This window comes from Paenibacillus sp. JT31N11 (assembly GCF_056269285.1).
The window spans coordinates 234,753-251,285 of the sequence record NZ_JBWDNQ010000006.1 but is presented as its reverse complement, the minus strand read 5'-3'; the positions used below and the strand labels follow the sequence as shown (position 1 = coordinate 251,285).

Below are 16,533 nucleotides of genomic sequence, written 5' to 3'. Positions count from 1 at the left end.
CGAATTGCGTATACACATATCTCCGAGAATGTGGATAAGCCATATCCCGTTTTACTCGTTCATGGGGGCGCAGGCGCACCCTCTTTGGAGAACGATGATTATGCTAATGCCCTTGCCAAGAAGGGTATGACGTATACAACTACCACCAAGTCGGTGCCGGCCTTTCCAGTCGGCATAATCCAGATGAATATACTGTAGATAGACAAGTACAGGATTTGGAAGCCATCCGTAAACAATTGAATGCGGATAAAGTGATTTTAGTCGGTGAATCCTGGGGCGGAACCTTGACTGCAAACTACATGGCGGCTTACCCTAACGTTGAGAAGGCTGTCTTTCTGTCCCCAGGAGGTATCTGGCTTAGAAATAACAGTGATATTGGACCTAAATTAAATGAAGCCGGACAAAAGGATCAAAGTGAAGTAGTTTCAGCAAATTTACGCTTTACCCTAGCTCAAATCATTTCTCAAGCGGGAGGCACACAAGGTCTATACGTCTTGATGCCTGAAAAATCACTCGATGGATTATACGAAAGTTTTGTAGATATGCTTAACATGGAACCGAGTAATCCGAATCCAGATACGAATGAGGTGTCTCCTTCTGAAGGGTTTGGTTTCTGGGTTAATGTGAAAATGGCATTGGATTCTCAGAAAGTCCCAGATCCGCGGCCAGCCTTGAAAAAGGATACAACACAAGTCTTAATCATTCGTGGACAGTATGATTATATTGCCTGGGAGCAGACCCGTGAATTCCAGGATACATTCCAGAACTCCAGGCTACTGCCAATTAAGGGGCTTGGACACGTAATCACTAAGCCCTACCAGCAGACTTACACTGATGCCATTGTTAAATTTTTGAATGGTGAGGAGTTTCCTATCGAACCCTATACCGGGATAGAAGATCCTTTTTCTGTTCAATAACTTTTGAATGAACCCGAGTTTGACAGTAAATCGGTAAAATTAGAATACACGCTAAAATAAAGTCCCTTTAATTTCAAAATGTCATTAACTTAAACAGGTTTCATTGTTGTACCAGAAAAGTTGGGTGGTATACTGCAAGCCTCCCTTCGTCAGGCCGGAACATTCTTGCTTATTTGGGACGGTATACCCATAAAATTGCGATTTCCAACCAGAGGATCTGCAGCATGAAAAACGGACAAGTTACCTTCAAATACAGGGATTATCGCGATGGAAACAACCCCGTACGAACAACGATCTGGAGCAAGGCCTTTCCTGAACGCCGAACAAGAGCAACTCGTCTATCAAACAATTGTGAATCAGACACCTGCGGATGTTGGCTTTCCCGCCAAAATGAACTGGACTTCACCGATCATCCGGAAATGGATCGAACGAGAATTTGGCGTGATGTACTCGGACCGTGGATCCCGAGAATTGCTCTATCGTTTGAAGCTTAGTTTTACGGTGCCTACATACACTTTGGCGAAGGCGGACCCGGCGAAACAGAAAGCATTCGTACAGAAGTTCGAAGCATATAAAAAAACTCCTGAACGGTGAAATCGATCGAATCCTGTTCATTGAAGCGCATCATCCGGAATAGGGGAGATTTTCGCAAACGAACTTGCCAAAAAAGGATGTACCTTAATATTAGTTTCCCGGTCAGAGGATAAACTCAAACAAATTGCAAATGAACTTCAAGAAACGCATTCGATCCACTCATTTCATGATGTATCCGGTTCGGACAATTTGAAAAGTAAGCGCATGGAACCGATTGATGTCGTGAACGCGGCATTTAAAGCGGTAGAAAGGAATCGCAGCCACATCATAGTTGGACGAAATAATTATATTACGGCTCAGCTGCCGCGTTTACTGCCTCGGAGCACGGTCGTAAAATTCGCTAAACGAATATTTCAGCAAGCCTTGAATATCAAGTGACATCCTTGGCTTAATATGGGGAGGTTGTTATATCATATAGAACCACTCTTTTATCCGCTGAAGCGGGAAACGGAGTGGTTCATTTTCCCTTGCGTATTCGCTTCAGTAGGTTAAGCGATGTATATCGACCACGATGAACATTTACGGTCATGCCCTTCAGTCAGCAAGCAAAAGCACAAAAATAAAGACGCTCGAGAGTGTCGCTCCCAGCGCCTTCTTTGTAATCGATTGTGTCGAATATCTATTAATCAGGTTTTTCACATCATTTTCAGATCAACGGACATTATAGCCAAAAACCCTTGATATATAAGGCTTCCCAGCTCCTGTTTAATTCCTCACCAGTGATACAACCGCCTCCACATGCACCGTCCACGGAAACATATCCACCGGTTGAACCTCAACCGTCCGGTACCCGCCATCCTCCAGCATGCGCAGATCCCTCGCCAGTGTCGAAGGATTACAGGATACATACACCACCCGCTCCGGCCGCATCGCCAGAATGGTCTCCAGCAGCGCTTCGTCGCAGCCTTTGCGCGGCGGATCGACTACGATCACGTCCGGCACGATGCCTTCCTTCCGCCAGCGCGGAATAACCACTTCCGCCGGACCCGCCTCGAACTCGGCATTGCCGATTTCATTCAACGCAGCATTGCGCCGCGCATCCTCGATCGCCTCCGGCACTATCTCCACGCCATACACCCTGCCCGCCTGGCGGGCCAGAAACAACGAGATCGTGCCAATCCCGCAATACGCGTCAATGACCGTCTCCGATCCGGTAAGCCCCGCATACTCTACCGCCTTGCGGTACAGCTCCACCGTCTGCACGGGGTTCACCTGATAGAAGGAACGGGCCGAAATCGCGAAGCGGATCCCGTCCAGTTCGTCATAGATCACATCGCTGCCCCACAGGACGCGGGTCTCATCGCCGAAGATCACATTCGTCTTGCGCGTATTGACGTTCTGCACGATACTCGTCACACCCGGAACCGCCTCGCGAATACGCTCTACCCAGCGCTCGATCTGCGGAATCCGCTGTCCGTTCGTCACCAGCACAACCATGGCTTCACCGGAGACAAAGCCGACCCGCGCCATCACATGGCGCAGCAGCCCGCGGCCTGTCTCTTCGTCGTACGCCGTGATGCCAAGCTCACGGCCAACGGCCTTCACCTCGGCCACAATCTCGTCATTGACCGAATGCTGGATCAGGCACTGATCCATATCGATAATACGGTGGCTGCCCCTCGCGTAAAATCCCGCAACCAGCCTCATATCCCTGACGCTTGCCGAACCATCAGCCGCTCTGCCCGCTTCCGGCACCATCCCGATCGGAACCTGCGCCTTATTGCGGTAATGCCAGGGCTTGTCCATCCCGATAGCAGGATGCACGATCACATCTCCGCTATCTCCGCCCTCACCCGCTGCAATGCGCAGCTTGCCGATCCGCTCCAGATTATCCACCACATGCTGCCGCTTCCAGCGCAGCTGGGCGTCGTAGTCCATATGCTGCAGCTGGCAGCCGCCGCACTGCATATAGATCGGACACGGCGCCTCGACACGGTCGGGGCTGGCCGCAACCAGCTCCTGCAGCTTGGCATAGCCATACTGCTTCTTGACCTTGAGCACTCTTGCGCGCACGCGCTCGCCGGGAAGCGCTCCCTGTATAAAAAGGGTAAAGCCGTCTGCACGGCCTACCCCTTCTCCCTCATGCGTCAAGCCGACAATGTCGACGACGACTTCATCATTTTTGCTGACTGGAACACTCATTTGCTTTCGATCGCTCCGTTATTCTCTAGTTTACTTATAGGTTGTATTGCCCTCTTCATCCACGAAGATTCCCAGATGCGACGGCAATATATTAAACGTACAAGGCAGCGTGCCGCCGTATTCGCCATCCAGATTAAGCTGAATATAATCCGGCGTCGTCACCTGCAGCGCACGGGTCTGAAAATGAACCACATGCGGATCATTTAGATGCTCGCCGCGCAGGGCAAGCGAGGCAATCCGGATGAATTCGCCCAGATTGCATTTCTTCAGCACGATGACGTCGAGCAGCCCGTCGTCAATCGTGGCATCCGGCGCGAGCTTCTCGAAGCCGCCGACCGAATTACTGTTGCAGATGAGGAACAGCATGATCTCCTCGTGCATCTCGCCGATCTCATCAGCCTGAAGGATCAGCTCGGTCGGGCGCAGACGCGTCATTTTCTCAAGGCCCTTCATATAATAGGCCAGCTGTCCAATCATCGTTTTCAGCTTGCTGGGCACCTCATAAGTCAGCTCCGTCAATGAGCCGCCGCCCGCAATATTGATAAAATACCGCTCGTTTGCCTTCCCGAGATCGATCGGACGCTTAAACTGCTGGATGATCAGATCGCAGGCGGACTCCCACTGCTTGGGAATACCCAGTCCCCGGGCAAAATCGTTGGTCGTGCCCAGCGGCAAAATCCCGAGCGGCGGCCGCGATTCCTTGGTCGCCAGACCGTTGATAACCTCATACAGCGTTCCGTCTCCGCCCGCCGCAATGATCATGTCGAAGCCGCGGTCCGCCGCTTCCGATGCCGCTATGGTGGCGTCCCCTTCGCTCTCAGTAGCATGGCAGCTGGTCTCGATGCCGCCCCGCTCAAGCCGCTGCAGAATATCCGGCAGCCGCCGCTTGATCTCTTCTCTCCCCGAGGTCGGATTATAAATTAATCTTGCCCGTTTAATTGACATTGTGGCCACCTACGGCATGTTCCAACCGTGCAAGCGCCGCTCCCGCGGCCGCTTGGCTACAAGTGAAACCGGCCTGTTACCCTTCCCCTTATCATATATCTTTACTTCTATCGATTAAACCAATCTCCGGCCCTGCGAATCGCCGGCAGCCGGTCCGATTCTAACCCAGCCCGGCAAGCCATCCGCTCATCTGCCGCTCCATCCAGCCGGCCATGCAGGAATGCGGAAGCATCGCGCGTCCGTTATAGCGGTAAGCCAGTCCGCCCAGCCTCGCCGGTATCACCGTCCGGGTGAAATATCCCTCACTCAGAAACAGCGGCACCACAATAACCGCCTGATCCGGCCGCTTGCGCAGCATCGCGTCCAGCTTGCTTGCCGCCTGATCCGGCAGCAGCATGGCGATATCCCCGCCCGCGAAGCCGCCAAGCTGCTGCAAGCGCTGGAGCAGCTTCGTCATGCCGCTTCTCCAGCGGTCATGAAAGACCGCTTCGCGTGAGCCATGCGCCACCACCAGCAGCCGTTCCCGCTCCGGCGCCTCCGACAGCCCGCGGATGTTCGCGAGCAGCAGATCGGCGATCTGCGGATCATCGTCGATCGGCACGCCGAACCGGATACGTGTCCCCGGATTCCAGCGAAACCGTTCCAGCTCGCCGGTCCGCGCCGGGGATACCGGCGCCTGGCCGAAGGCCTGGGCGATGTCATCCACATGCGTGCTGCCGGACGAGACAAAGAGCGGAAGGACGTAAATATCCGTCACACCTTCCGCTTCCAACTTGTCAATGCCATCTTGTATTAGCCGCCCTTCGACAATCTCCAGAAAGGACGAAACGACCGGAACCGCCTGTCCGCCAGAGGCAGCAGCCATCTCCAGCCGCTTCCCGGCCGCCGTTGAAAGTGATGAAGATCCATGCACGCTAGGGGATATTCCTGCCTGCGTTTGACCGCTCGCCAAAGGCTGCTTCACATACGAGGCTGCCGACTTCACCGCGTCATCCACCAGCCGCACCCAATCCGCTTCCCGCGAACCGTGGCTGATAACCAGCACCCCCGGCTTCATCGATTAGCGTCCTGCGCGCTCCAGCGCCATTTTGTACCCGTCATTGCCGTAATTCAGACAGCGCTTCACGCGCGAAATCGTAGCCGTACTTGCGCCGGTCTCCGCCTCTATCTGATTATATGTGGAACCCTTGCCCAGCATTCGCGCCACTTCAAGACGCTGCGACAACGATTGAATCTCGTTCACCGTGCACAAATCGTCAAAAAAAACATAACATTCCTCGACTGTTTTGAGCGTCAATACCGCTTCAAACAGCTGATCGACCGTTTTATCGTTAAGCTTCTTAAGCTGCATCGTTTGCTTCCTCCCTACCCGAACTAATATTCTCATTGTATCGGTTTCAGGCTTACTTTTCAAGCGTTACCGTATTCACGCATTACAGGATAGAAGAACCGTTCGGGTCGCAAATACCCGCACCTGCGGAATTTTTTAAGGCAAAACCGGGCATTCGTCCAATCCTTATGTTTGCCTATGCCATAGACTATAAACAAAACGGAAAAAGGTTGTGATCCGCGTGAAATACCGCTACGATCCGTCCCATAGAAGCTTTCAGCAGCCGCCTCTCGGGGGGCCGGGTCCCGGCCCCTTTCCGGGCATCTCCGATCCCTTCTTCGGCGGAGGAAATATGGGCTTTAACCAGGGAGCTCCCTTCAATCCCGGGCAGTTTCAGAACCCCGGTCCGGGCGCCATCGTTCCGCTTGCGGAGACGATTACCGAAGGCGTCACGGCAGTGCCGGCCAAAGTAGGCGGCTTCTCGCTGCCTACCAGCCTGAGCGATATCAAAGGAATTGTCGACCGGATGGGCGGCATCGAGGGTATTGTCAGCACGATGACCAAGGTGCAGAAGGTTGTCGGCAGCATTACCCAGATGGCCCCGCTGATCAAGGTGCTGGCAGGCTCCTTCGGCAAAAAAGACGCAGACGAAGAGGAGGATGCGGCAATAACGCGGCGCAGGAAGCGCCGGCGGCCAAGAGGGGCAGGTTCCGGCTCCAAGCGCAAGCGGCGCCCTGTCAGCAAGAAACGGAAGCGGTAATAAATCGCAAACGGCCTGGGGGCAGACACGCTCATCCTGTTGGGATGCCCGACATTCAAGAACATTCTATGGGATAAAACGAACTTGAGTGAGCAAATGTAACCAACATTGAACAAGAAAGGCTGGATGTCAGAAGCCGCTGGACGCTTGATGCGCCTGCGGCTTTGACAGCCAGCCTGTTATCATTCACGGGAAGCTACATAAACAGCAGCATAATCTGATAGATCAGGGCGGATAGAAGCACCGTCACCGGAATGGTTACGATCCAGGAGACCACGATCCGCCCGGCAAGCCCCCACTTCACAGCCGAGAAGCGCTTCGCGCTGCCGACGCCCAGAATCGAGGAGGTAATGACATGCGTGGTGCTGACCGGCAGATGCGTAAGCGTGGCGGTCAGGATAACCGATGCCGACGTGATGTCTGCCGCAAAGCCGTTGATCGGCTCGATTTTGAAAATCTTGGTGCCCATCGTTTTGATGATTTTCCAGCCGCCGATGGAGGTGCCAAGCGCCATGGCGGTTGCTGCGGATATTTTGACCCACAGCGGTATATGCTCGATGTTGTCCTGCAGGCCTGCCGTCACCAGCGCGAAGGTCATAATTCCCATCGCCTTCTGCGCATCGTTGGTGCCGTGCGTGAACGATTGGAAGGCAGCCGTTATGATCTGCCCCGTACGGAAGCCTTTGTTGATCTGATGCGGGCTGGATTTGGCGAAAATCTTCTTCAGGAGCCACATCACAATAAAGCCGCCTGCAAAGGCAATTAACGGCGAGAAAATAAGTGCTTTTACAATTTCGGTGAAGCCGCCCCCATTGAGGGCGCCAAATCCGTCCGCGCTAACAACCGCACCGGCCAGCGAACCGACCAGAGCGTGCGAGGAGGAGGAAGGAATGCCGAACCACCAGGTGATCAAATTCCAGATAATGGCGGATATCAGCGTGGCGACGATTACCTGTACCCCGTTGTCAAGCGTGGCGGGGTCGGCAATGCCGCTGCCGATTTTTTTGGCTACGCCGGTGAACAGCATGGCTCCTGTGAAGTTCATAACGGACGCAATGACAATCGCCATACGCGGCGAGAGCGCTCTTGTCGATACGGACGTTGCGATGGCATTAGCCGTATCGTGAAACCCATTTATAAAGTCAAATGCCAAAGCGAGAAAAATGACTGCTCCTACCCAGATGTACATCATATCCATACCCGCTCGTCACCTACTCCTTAGCTGTTGCGCATGATGATGGTTTCGAGTGTGTTGGCAACGTCTTCGCAGCAATCGGTCGTTTGCTCCAGCCGCTCATAAATTTCCTTGCGCTTGATCAGTTCAATCGGATCCTTCACATTGGCAAACAAACTTTTGATGCATACCCGCAGCAGATCATCGGCCTGGTTCTCCAGTTCATTAATCGAGATAGCCGGCTCCCGGATTGCCAGAAGCTTCTTCTCCGACAATAGATAGATCGCCTTCTTGATCTGCTGGGCGCTGCGGAGCAGAATTTCGGCGAACAAGGTAATATACTCATCGGGCTCCGTGACATTGTACATCTCAAAGCGCGATGCAGATGCTTCAATACCGTCCAGCACATCGTCAAGCGATGTGGTCAGCGCCATGATATCCTCACGCTCAATCGGCGTAATAAACGTTTTGTTCAGCTCTGTCAGGATTGTATGTACATAGCTGTCGCAGGTGGTCTCATACTCCTTCATATCCTTTGCGAACTGGGTAACATCCCTGATTTTCGCGACATTGACCTCAAAATATTGAACAGCCTCAAGAATCGTATCTGCCATCGCTTCCAAAGTCGTAAAAAAAATGTCCTTTTTCTTAAACATCGGTATTCCCCTTCGCCCTTATCTTTATTGTGAAAAACATGCACTTAAGTGAACATATGAAACCGACAATAGCTTAACATAGTTTACCTTGCAATTGTTAAGGGATTGTAAAGGTTTTATGACTTTTTATGAAAAACAGCAAAAATAAATTTTCCAGCTATTTTTTTCGGTCCTTTCAAGGAGAAAAGGATCTGCCGCTAAGATTCCGGAATCGTTTCCTGCCCGAATACCCCTGCATGATTGAAGTAAAAATCCAGCCCGCACCGCTATTGTTTTCCTTAACCGCTTAAAATAACCAGTCTTGTAGACATTCCGTGTAAATGGGCATAGCCGCATCATCATTGTGTATCTGCTGAAGGCCATCCCCGCTGCCAAGGTAAACCGGATATTTCCCGCTTAACTGCACAGCACGGAATAAGCCAGCCGGATGCTCCCGATTGACCGGATACAACAAGAAAACCGGGTCAGCATGTCAGCCGCCCGGTCACCCGTCTTTATCTGTCTGAAACCATGCCTTAAGCATCTGAAATCATCAGCTGTAGCTCAGATGCTCCTCAAACGAGGGGGTCATCGGTACAATGTGATAGAACGTCTTGCCCGGGACAAATGGCAGCTCGCGCCCCTCCTTCATCAGCCTGATCGCTCCGTCATCGGCCCGCACCCACTCGCAGTCGACCGCCTGCCCCAGCTGGAACAGCACCGCCGGGCCGCCGGACTGCAGATCAATTTCCAGTCTTCCGTAATCGTCGTAGGTGTGGTGCGCAGCCCCGATAATAACCAGATTCGTCGCCGTCAGCTGCTCCTCCGTGGTCAAATCTGTATGCGGCTTGTCGTTGATCGACCGTGCATAGATCTTCCTGGCTTCATCGAACGCATAAGAAACCTTGTAATCCTTCAGCAGAAAATGAATTTCTACCTTCGTGGCCGTCATCCCTCCGACCGTCGCACCCACATCGGAGAACGGATAGGCCGGTATTGCGACCGTGTCCTTGTATTTCTTGTGGGCGGCGCCTTCCCGCAGCTTCTCGATGTTGGAATATAAATTATGCGGCGCTTTGCGGAACGACTCCCGCCAGAAGTAGCTGCCCGCATTGGAGATTTCATCGAGATAGGCCTTGCCCTGATGCTGCAAAATATCGTAACCGTCCGTGCTTGCCCCGGCATGCGCCAGAATCGCGTTGAAGGTATCTCCAATTTCAATCAGATAGGGGCGGTTGCTGCGGATCGGACCGATCGGATCCTTGAAATTATCGCTCTGAAAAATCGCTACCAAACGTGTGATTCCACCCTCTGCCAGCACCTCCCACACCATATCGGCATGGGGCAGACCGGACTGGGGCCGAGCCAGCGCCATATTATTGACCATAACCGCTATCGGACGCTCCAACGCTTCCTGCTCAAGCGGCAGTCCCGTAAGCGACGCCCTGAAGGCAGGGACGGGGTCCGGCTCCGGCTCCGGCTTGGGAGTAGGCTCCGGGATGGGGACAGGCTTCTCCTCGGTGAGCGGCTTGGGATCACTATTCAGCTTATCGGCTCCACTGCACCCGGAGAGACTGCCCATAAGCAGCAGGAACAGGGCAATCAGCCCGCTGCCTGCGATGCGCCGGAAGGTTGTACGGCCTTTATCAACCATGAGTAAACCACCTTTTTGCTTGTGATGACTGCCTTTTTCCTATTTCCTTATTAAACCATACGCAAAGGAGGATTGTCTTGTTTTTCATGGATGTCCGCCTGGCCGAACAAGGAGCGTCCGTTCTGGAGAGAGGATATCATGGGGAAGAACAGAGATTAGTATGCAAATGAAATTGATGTCAATTGAGCGAGTCTGAGCAGGCAGGGGATACCGCCAATTTCGTGGGTATACTGTGTCACTAAGTTTCCATACTACTTAAGACCTGTTCATTTCCTGCGGGAAGAAATATCAGTAAAGGACAAGTCAACTTTAATGCTTTCTGATGTTTCAAAAAAAAAGGAGCTGAAGCATAATGCCCCAGCTGATTGAATGGACGGGCCGCCACTGGCTTGTCATCGTCCTGATAATAGGAGCAGCGGCGGCTGTTGCCTACATCTTCGCGAAGCGCAAATCCCTCTTTTATAAAGAATAACAGCCCGCTCCCTTTAGACGTTCGGCTCTTCCGGAGACGGCGGCTCCTGGACCGCGAGCGGGAGACGGATGGTCACCGTTGTGCCTTCTTCCCATACACTGTCCACGCGAAAAGCCCCGCCATGAAGCTCCACGATTTCCTTGCAGATGGCAAGCCCCAGACCGCTGCCCATCTTCTGGCTCCCGCCCTTGTAGAATTTGTCCAGCACATGGGGCAGATCCTCCGGCGATATGCCGCAGCCCGTATCCTGAATGGCAATACGAGCCCAGCCGGGTTCCTGCTCGGCCGATACAACCACGCTTCCTCCGCTCGGGGTGAATTTGAAGGCGTTGTCCAGCACATTGATCAACACCTGCTTCATCCGGTTGGCATCGGCTTCCACCAGCAGCGGCGGCGTATTCCCGAAGTTTGCCGTGAGGCGGATTCCTTCCCTCTGGACGCGCGCATCGAACTGGCGCATGGTCTCCTTGACCGGCTTCAGCAGGTCCACCGATTCGGGATGCAGAATGATGCTCTTGGCATAAAGCTTCGAGAAATCAAGCAGATCCTCCACAAGCCCCGACAGCCGGTCGGTCTCCCGGTCAATAATCGTCAAGCCCATCTGAAGCTCCTCCGCATCGGAAGGGTCGCCTGCGAGCGTTTCGCTCCAGCCCTTGATCGAGGTCAGCGGTGTCCGCAGCTCATGGGAAATGGAAGAAATAAAATCATTCTTCAGCTTCTCCCGCCGGGTAAGCTCGGAGGCCATCGTATTGAGCGTCTCCGCCAGCCGCCCGATCTCATCATGATCATGCGGGGTGGCTCTGCGCGACCAGTCTCCTTCCGCCATCTGCTCGGCTACCCGCGTCAAATTACGGATCGGCCTGGCAATCCGGTTCGCCAGCAGCACGCTCATGGCAAAGAACAGCAGCACCACAATGAAGCCCACCAGCACCGTGATCCACAGCATATTGCGGACTGTTTCATCCACGCTCACCAAAGAGGCCGTGTAACGGAACATGGCGACAATATGCTTATCCTGTTTGACCGGCAGCGTGACAGCCGCAATACGCTCATTCGTCACAGGATCCACTCCGCGCCAGACGCCGCGTTTGCCTCCCATCGCCTCAAGCACATCGGGCGTTTCAACCACTTCCCCGTTTCCCGGCAGGCCGTCGCTGTCCACCACCAGGTAGCCCGTGTAGTCCAGCAGCTGCAGATGCGCGGTGCCCTCGGACATATTTTGCAGCATATAGCTTGCCTTATCCTCCATGGGCTGGTAGGAAATATTGCGGTTATGAAGGGCTGCCTCGGTCTCCGCACGCTGGATGACCGAACCAACGGCGCTTCCATAATAATAATTCCATACCAGGGTAACGAACATGGCACCGAGAAGCACCACAACAAGCGTAATGAGCACCCCGTAGCTCCATACCATGCGAGTCCTCAGGCTGCTCATCTAAAATCCGCTCCGTTTCCAGCGGTATCCAAAGCCCCAGAGGGTCTCAATATATCGCGGATCGGATGGCTCGTCCTCAAGCTTCTGGCGGATTCGCCGGATATTCACATCGACGATTTTCAGGTCGCCGATAAAATGCCTCCCCCATACCGCATCCAGAATATCGTCGCGGCTGAGTCCTTCCCCTTCGCGCTCCATGAGCAGCAGGACAAGCGTCCACTCCGTCGGCGTAAGCACGATCTCCTCGCCGCCCTTCCACAGACGCCGCTCCGCCGCCGACAGCCGGAACGGTCCTGATCGCAGCTCGCCTGCACGCTCGCCGGGGGATTGCTGCCCCGCTTGAGCCGGCGTGCTTCCGCCCAGCATGCCTAGGCTTTCCCCTGCAGATCGCCCCATATTAGCTGCCGTACTTCCCGTCGCCGCTTCGTCCGTATGAGGCGAGCCGGGCTGCCTGCCCTGCCCGGATCTCTGGGCAGCGGAACCGCCAGCACCTGTGCTTCCGGCTGCGTCATCGGGCGCTCCAGCTTCGGCAATGCCGCCGCTGCCCGCCGCCCGGGCATCCTGCGAAGTCAAGCCGCCCGGCATCATCCGCCGGTGCAGGGCGTTCAGCCTGGCGATCAGCTCGCCGGGGCTGAACGGCTTCTGCACATAATCGTCGGCCCCCAGCTCCAGGCCGCGGATTTTGTCCTCCTCCTGGGACTTGGCCGTCAGCATAATGATTCCCATGCTCGGAAATCTCCCGCGCAGCTCGTCGCACACTTCAAAACCGCTGATCGTCGGCAGCATCACATCCAGCAGCGCTACGTCAAAAGGAGGAGAAGCCGCATAGGCAAGCGCCAATGCGGTCTCTCCATCCCCGGCTTCCGTTACATCCATTCCGTTGCGTTTTAAATTAATGCGGATAAAACCGCGAATGGCTTCCTCGTCTTCCAGCAGCAATATTCGCATATATAGCTTCTACCTCCCGACAGCGGCGGGCCGCCCGGGATAAACCTTGAGCGGACCGTCCATTTGATGCAACGACTACCTTTATAATTAATCCCATGAATAATTAATGCTGGGGAATCAGCTTGAAAATCTGCTTCAGCGTCACTTCATCCAGCTGCAGCTGATCATAATCCTGCTTGTTGTCAGCGGTCCAGTCCTCCGGAGCCTCCGACCAGACGGCAGCATACACAAATCCGCCAGCTTCCGTCAGCACCGTCACTCTTCTGGAATCATCCTGCAGCTCCTGCTCTTTATCGCTCCAGTCCGCCAGAGGCACCGGTTCAATCGCGAACAGCTCCGCCCGGTCCTCCGTCTGCTGATTGTAATAATCAACAGCCAGTTCTCTCACATCGCTGTCATTGGTGAGATGCACCGTATATTTCTCACGCCATTCCGCAGGAAACCGCAGCTCGTAGCCGTCCGTTTCGTCCACATATCTCTCCTGTACCACCTGGAACTCTTCCCCGCCATCCCACTGCTTATATTGTTCGAGCCAGAGAAGATCGCTGTACGGCAGGTTCGGAGCTTGTCCGGGAGCCTCCAGCGTCACGTTAATGTCCAGAATGCCGTCTCCGTTCCCGTCCCCGCCTACGGTCTGCCGGGAATTATTCTCTACGACCTCGCCGTTTGAGGTAGGCCTGGGATAAATTTTGCTGAGCTTCCCTTCATTCCAGGCCAGCATGACTGTACTGGAGGAGTGTGCTCCCAGACTGGCGTCAGCCAGGATGCCATAGCGGTCAGCGGCGATTTTGCCCACTACGATATTATAATACCCGTTCACATTGCCGTTCAAAGGGGCCGAAGCGATTTCCTCCACCTTGCCCTCATGAATGCGGTGCAAATGGGCGGAAGCCTTCATCTGCTCGCGGTCCAGCTGGATCAACACCAGCTCCGAGCGGCCATCGCCATCCGCATCGCCAATGCCAAGCGAGTCATAGGGCAGCTCGGCAATGGGGCCGGGCAGACTATCGCCGGTATACGATTCATTAATATGATAGACAGCCAGGCTATGCTGAGGCTCGCCGTATTGATTCCAGCCAATCAGCACCTCCGGCTGTCCATCCTGATCCAGATCGGCCACCTGCAGCAAATCAATGCCGTAGCTTGAGGACTCGTCGAATGTGAACCATTTTTTCCAGCGGTCATTCTGCTGCTTCAGCACCATAACCTGCTCCGTATCATTCTCCGTGACGAACGTGACAATCGCTTCCTGCTCCCCGTCGCCGTCAATATCCGTTTTGTTGACGGCGGCATTCGATGCTTCCTGAACCGGAAGCGCAAGCTTGGCCCGGACCGGAAGCGCGTCGCGCACCGCTGAAGCCAGCTTCGCGTTCTCCGGCGTCGATTGCGGACTGAGCAGCAGGTCTGCCGGTGTAGTCGTGTATTGGCAGCCTGAAAGCACGAGCATACCGATCATGATTAACCCCGGCATCCAGCCGGGGCGCCCCCTTTTATATCGTCGCTTCATCTGTTATTGCCCCGTCCCTTCCGGTCGTCATAACCGCTGCAGGAGAAGACATCCGCTGTATCATTCTAAAAAGCTTCTTCGGCAAGCGGCAAGTCGGCAAACTCGCTTGCAGCACTTACGAAGGGTAGATGTCTTCTTTTGTATGTTGTACCATTCTCTGTATGCAGCAAAACTGCTTTTATGAATGAACGACCTATGGCATTCCGAGCCTCATGCTGTATGCAGCCTAATGCTTCTTCGCAGCCAATAATTGATCCACGGTTACAAAGGTATAACCCTTCTTCTGCAGGTCCTTGATCACGCCGGGCAGTGCGGCAACCGAGTTCTTAATATGGCTGCTGCCGAAGGAGTGCATGAGAATAATACCGCCCGGCTTCGTATTTTTGTTCACGTTGGCCCTGATGCTTGCTACCGATTCGCCCGCCCAGTCTCTCGTATCGACCGTCCAGCCTACAAGATCGCGGTTGCTGCCGGCGATCATTGCATCCAATATATTGTTAGTCGCGCCGTAAGGCGCCCGGACCAGACGGGGCACGAATCCCACCGCCTTCTGAATCAACGTGTCCGTCCACATGATTTCATTGCCGATATGCAGGCTGTCAAGCTTCGTCAAATCCTTATGATGATAGGTATGATTGCCGATTTCATGGCCTTCCTTAACAATGCGTTTCATCATATCGGGGTATTTCTTAACCTGCGTGCCTACCGTGAAGAAGGTTGCCTTGACCTTGTATTCCTTTAAAATATCCAGAATAGCCGGTGTGTAGTGGTTATCCGGCCCGTCATCAAACGTAAGAGCCACCAGCTTGCTCCCAGTCTTTGCTGTATATTGTACAACCGGGAGTGTCGGTTTATCCAGCTTCACTGCCGCTGCACCACCCGGGGCATTCGCCTTCTGCGCCGTATTGCCGCCCTCAGGGGCTTTCTGAATCTGACCGCTTGCCGTATTCTTGCTGCCAGCAGTCTCCCGGACTTGCGCCTCCGATTGCGCTGCTTCCGCTCCATCGTCCCTGCCTGCTGCCGACGCTACATTACCGCCTTCATGGGATGCTGCGTTCCCCGCTCCGCCAAGAGCCTCAGTGCCTTCGACGGCGCCCTTCACTCCTTCATCCGCCCACAGCTCCCATGCAGACTGGGTGTTGTATCCGGCAATAAAGAAAATGACGGCTATCGACATAATGAGCAGCACAAACCGACGACGTTTCTTTCTGTTTCTGGCTGTGACTGTTTCTCTGGGTATCATATCGCTCTCTCCCTGTTCATTGCTATACCTTTATGGTAAAGGAGCGATGTTAATAAGTCGTTACAAAATTGTAACATCGGATATGTATTTCAAATTACTAACACTCCCAAAGGGAATCATATGAGCTGGAATAGATTGAAACCTTCACTATATTCCCGAATTACAAAGAGAAACAGTATATATTATTGTGGTCACTCAGTTACGCTTGTTATTGGTTCAACATTTATTAGTGCTGCTATAAAATAGGTTAGCAGGTGTCATGCGCGATTGTGGGTAAAAACGAAAAATTGACGAGTTCTCGGGAACATAGTGGAGAGAAAGGTGGAATACATGTAGTGACAAAACAAAGGATAGTTGTGTTAATAGTCTTAATTATATTTGTAATTCTCGCTGCGATTTTTTATTATTTCTATGCAGGTTCGCCAATAGGTAAATATAAAATGGCAAACGAAGTGGAGAAATACCTGATTTCTGAGCGGCATTATAAATCAGAAGATATATTGTCAGTGAAAGGACTTTATAGCTTTAAAACAAGTGATTACAAGGCACAGGTGAGATTTAAAGACGAACCATTGATAAATTATGTTTATGGGAAAGATGCAGATGGTAAGTTCAATCAAACCTCCACCTCAAATCTTAAAGGAAAGCATTTGGACGAAACATACTAAAATAATCGAAGGCTTACGTAAACTGAGCGATAAGGACCGGGATTATATTTTGAACGTGATCGGACGATTAAGTGGCTTGCTTCCTTAACTGGGATATGTAAGGAGAAAC

15 protein-coding genes and 3 pseudogenes are annotated in these 16,533 nt (G+C 53.2%); 6 read left to right on the top strand and 12 right to left on the bottom strand.

Annotation, left to right across the window (positions count from 1 at the left end; translation table 11 throughout):
• Window positions 1–128: 128 nt before the first annotated feature.
• From AC0YNV_RS21815 to AC0YNV_RS21800, 4 genes and pseudogenes are all read left to right on the top strand, one after another.
• A pseudogene (locus AC0YNV_RS21815) lies at window positions 129–917 on the top strand (alpha/beta fold hydrolase); the annotation flags it as partial.
• A gap of 106 nt (window positions 918–1,023) precedes the next feature.
• Window positions 1,024–1,183: pseudogene (locus AC0YNV_RS21810) on the top strand (transposase); the annotation flags it as partial.
• 1 nt (window position 1,184) lies between these two features.
• The gene (locus AC0YNV_RS21805) at window positions 1,185–1,511 is read left to right on the top strand and encodes a winged helix-turn-helix domain-containing protein (protein ID WP_475769892.1); all 327 of its coding nucleotides are present in this window, start codon (window positions 1,185–1,187) and stop codon (window positions 1,509–1,511) included.
• A gap of 39 nt (window positions 1,512–1,550) precedes the next feature.
• Window positions 1,551–1,889, top strand: a complete 339-nt coding sequence (locus tag AC0YNV_RS21800; RefSeq protein WP_475770046.1) for a hypothetical protein — start codon at window positions 1,551–1,553, stop codon at window positions 1,887–1,889.
• A gap of 327 nt (window positions 1,890–2,216) precedes the next feature.
• On the opposite strand, the gene rlmD is transcribed toward AC0YNV_RS21800, so the two are convergent.
• The 4 genes from rlmD to AC0YNV_RS21780 form a co-directional block, all read right to left on the bottom strand.
• Window positions 2,217–3,653 (bottom strand): 23S rRNA (uracil(1939)-C(5))-methyltransferase RlmD, encoded by a 1,437-nt coding sequence (gene rlmD / locus AC0YNV_RS21795; protein WP_475769891.1) that lies wholly within the window; start codon window positions 3,651–3,653, stop codon window positions 2,217–2,219.
• Window positions 3,654–3,683: 30 nt separating this feature from the next.
• Entirely contained in the window at window positions 3,684–4,598 is a 915-nt protein-coding gene (locus AC0YNV_RS21790; protein WP_475769890.1) for a diacylglycerol kinase, read from the bottom strand.
• Window positions 4,599–4,758: 160 nt separating this feature from the next.
• Window positions 4,759–5,655: a sirohydrochlorin chelatase gene (locus tag AC0YNV_RS21785; RefSeq protein ID WP_475769889.1), complete on the bottom strand. Its 897-nt coding sequence runs from the start codon at window positions 5,653–5,655 to the stop codon at window positions 4,759–4,761.
• Between the two features lie 3 nt (window positions 5,656–5,658).
• Window positions 5,659–5,949 carry a YerC/YecD family TrpR-related protein gene (locus tag AC0YNV_RS21780; RefSeq protein WP_188996801.1) on the bottom strand — a complete coding sequence of 97 codons (291 nt, stop codon included), beginning with the start codon at window positions 5,947–5,949 and terminating at the stop codon, window positions 5,659–5,661.
• Window positions 5,950–6,160: 211 nt separating this feature from the next.
• On the opposite strand from AC0YNV_RS21780, the gene AC0YNV_RS21775 reads away from it, so the two are divergent.
• Complete coding sequence (locus AC0YNV_RS21775) at window positions 6,161–6,688, top strand: hypothetical protein (protein WP_475769888.1); 528 nt, start codon at window positions 6,161–6,163, stop codon at window positions 6,686–6,688.
• Window positions 6,689–6,884: 196 nt separating this feature from the next.
• Here the strand turns inward: AC0YNV_RS21775 and AC0YNV_RS21770 are convergent, their stop codons facing one another.
• The 8 genes and pseudogenes from AC0YNV_RS21770 to AC0YNV_RS21735 form a co-directional block, all read right to left on the bottom strand.
• Entirely contained in the window at window positions 6,885–7,886 is a 1,002-nt protein-coding gene (locus tag AC0YNV_RS21770; protein ID WP_475769887.1) for an inorganic phosphate transporter, read from the bottom strand.
• A 20-nt stretch (window positions 7,887–7,906) separates the two neighbouring features.
• Window positions 7,907–8,518 (bottom strand): DUF47 domain-containing protein, encoded by a 612-nt coding sequence (locus AC0YNV_RS21765; RefSeq protein WP_210042353.1) that lies wholly within the window; start codon window positions 8,516–8,518, stop codon window positions 7,907–7,909.
• Window positions 8,519–9,050: 532 nt separating this feature from the next.
• Window positions 9,051–10,151, bottom strand: a complete 1,101-nt coding sequence (locus AC0YNV_RS21760; RefSeq protein WP_475769886.1) for a DUF3048 domain-containing protein — start codon at window positions 10,149–10,151, stop codon at window positions 9,051–9,053.
• Between the two features lie 485 nt (window positions 10,152–10,636).
• Window positions 10,637–12,058, bottom strand: a complete 1,422-nt coding sequence (locus AC0YNV_RS21755) for a sensor histidine kinase (RefSeq protein ID WP_475769885.1) — start codon at window positions 12,056–12,058, stop codon at window positions 10,637–10,639.
• On the bottom strand, window positions 12,059–12,424 hold the full coding sequence (locus AC0YNV_RS21750; RefSeq protein ID WP_475770045.1) for a winged helix-turn-helix domain-containing protein: 366 nt from the start codon (window positions 12,422–12,424) through the stop codon (window positions 12,059–12,061).
• A gap of 213 nt (window positions 12,425–12,637) precedes the next feature.
• Window positions 12,638–13,006, bottom strand: a pseudogene (locus tag AC0YNV_RS21745) (response regulator transcription factor); the annotation flags it as partial.
• A gap of 103 nt (window positions 13,007–13,109) precedes the next feature.
• The gene (locus AC0YNV_RS21740; protein WP_475769884.1) at window positions 13,110–14,477 is read right to left on the bottom strand and encodes an FG-GAP repeat domain-containing protein; all 1,368 of its coding nucleotides are present in this window, start codon (window positions 14,475–14,477) and stop codon (window positions 13,110–13,112) included.
• A 262-nt stretch (window positions 14,478–14,739) separates the two neighbouring features.
• Window positions 14,740–15,756 (bottom strand): polysaccharide deacetylase family protein, encoded by a 1,017-nt coding sequence (locus tag AC0YNV_RS21735; protein WP_475769883.1) that lies wholly within the window; start codon window positions 15,754–15,756, stop codon window positions 14,740–14,742.
• Window positions 15,757–16,025: 269 nt separating this feature from the next.
• On the opposite strand from AC0YNV_RS21735, the gene AC0YNV_RS21730 reads away from it, so the two are divergent.
• A complete protein-coding gene (locus AC0YNV_RS21730) occupies window positions 16,026–16,424 on the top strand; it encodes a DUF3139 domain-containing protein (protein ID WP_475769882.1) in 399 nt (132 codons plus the stop codon).
• Window positions 16,425–16,533 lie beyond the last annotated feature (109 nt).

Coding starts and splice junctions, on each gene's coding strand:
- AC0YNV_RS21805 (WP_475769892.1), top strand. CDS start 1,185: ATGGAAACAACCCCGTACGAACAACGATCTGGAGCAAGGCCTTTCCTG.
- AC0YNV_RS21740 (WP_475769884.1), bottom strand. CDS start 14,477: ATGCCGGGGTTAATCATGATCGGTATGCTCGTGCTTTCAGGCTGCCAA.
- AC0YNV_RS21765 (WP_210042353.1), bottom strand. CDS start 8,518: ATGTTTAAGAAAAAGGACATTTTTTTTACGACTTTGGAAGCGATGGCA.
- AC0YNV_RS21785 (WP_475769889.1), bottom strand. CDS start 5,655: ATGAAGCCGGGGGTGCTGGTTATCAGCCACGGTTCGCGGGAAGCGGAT.
- AC0YNV_RS21735 (WP_475769883.1), bottom strand. CDS start 15,756: ATGATACCCAGAGAAACAGTCACAGCCAGAAACAGAAAGAAACGTCGT.
- AC0YNV_RS21780 (WP_188996801.1), bottom strand. CDS start 5,949: ATGCAGCTTAAGAAGCTTAACGATAAAACGGTCGATCAGCTGTTTGAA.
- AC0YNV_RS21770 (WP_475769887.1), bottom strand. CDS start 7,886: ATGGATATGATGTACATCTGGGTAGGAGCAGTCATTTTTCTCGCTTTG.
- rlmD (WP_475769891.1), bottom strand. CDS start 3,653: ATGAGTGTTCCAGTCAGCAAAAATGATGAAGTCGTCGTCGACATTGTC.
- AC0YNV_RS21760 (WP_475769886.1), bottom strand. CDS start 10,151: ATGGTTGATAAAGGCCGTACAACCTTCCGGCGCATCGCAGGCAGCGGG.
- AC0YNV_RS21790 (WP_475769890.1), bottom strand. CDS start 4,598: ATGTCAATTAAACGGGCAAGATTAATTTATAATCCGACCTCGGGGAGA.
- AC0YNV_RS21755 (WP_475769885.1), bottom strand. CDS start 12,058: ATGAGCAGCCTGAGGACTCGCATGGTATGGAGCTACGGGGTGCTCATT.
- AC0YNV_RS21750 (WP_475770045.1), bottom strand. CDS start 12,424: ATGCTGGGCGGAAGCACGCCGGCTCAAGCGGGGCAGCAATCCCCCGGC.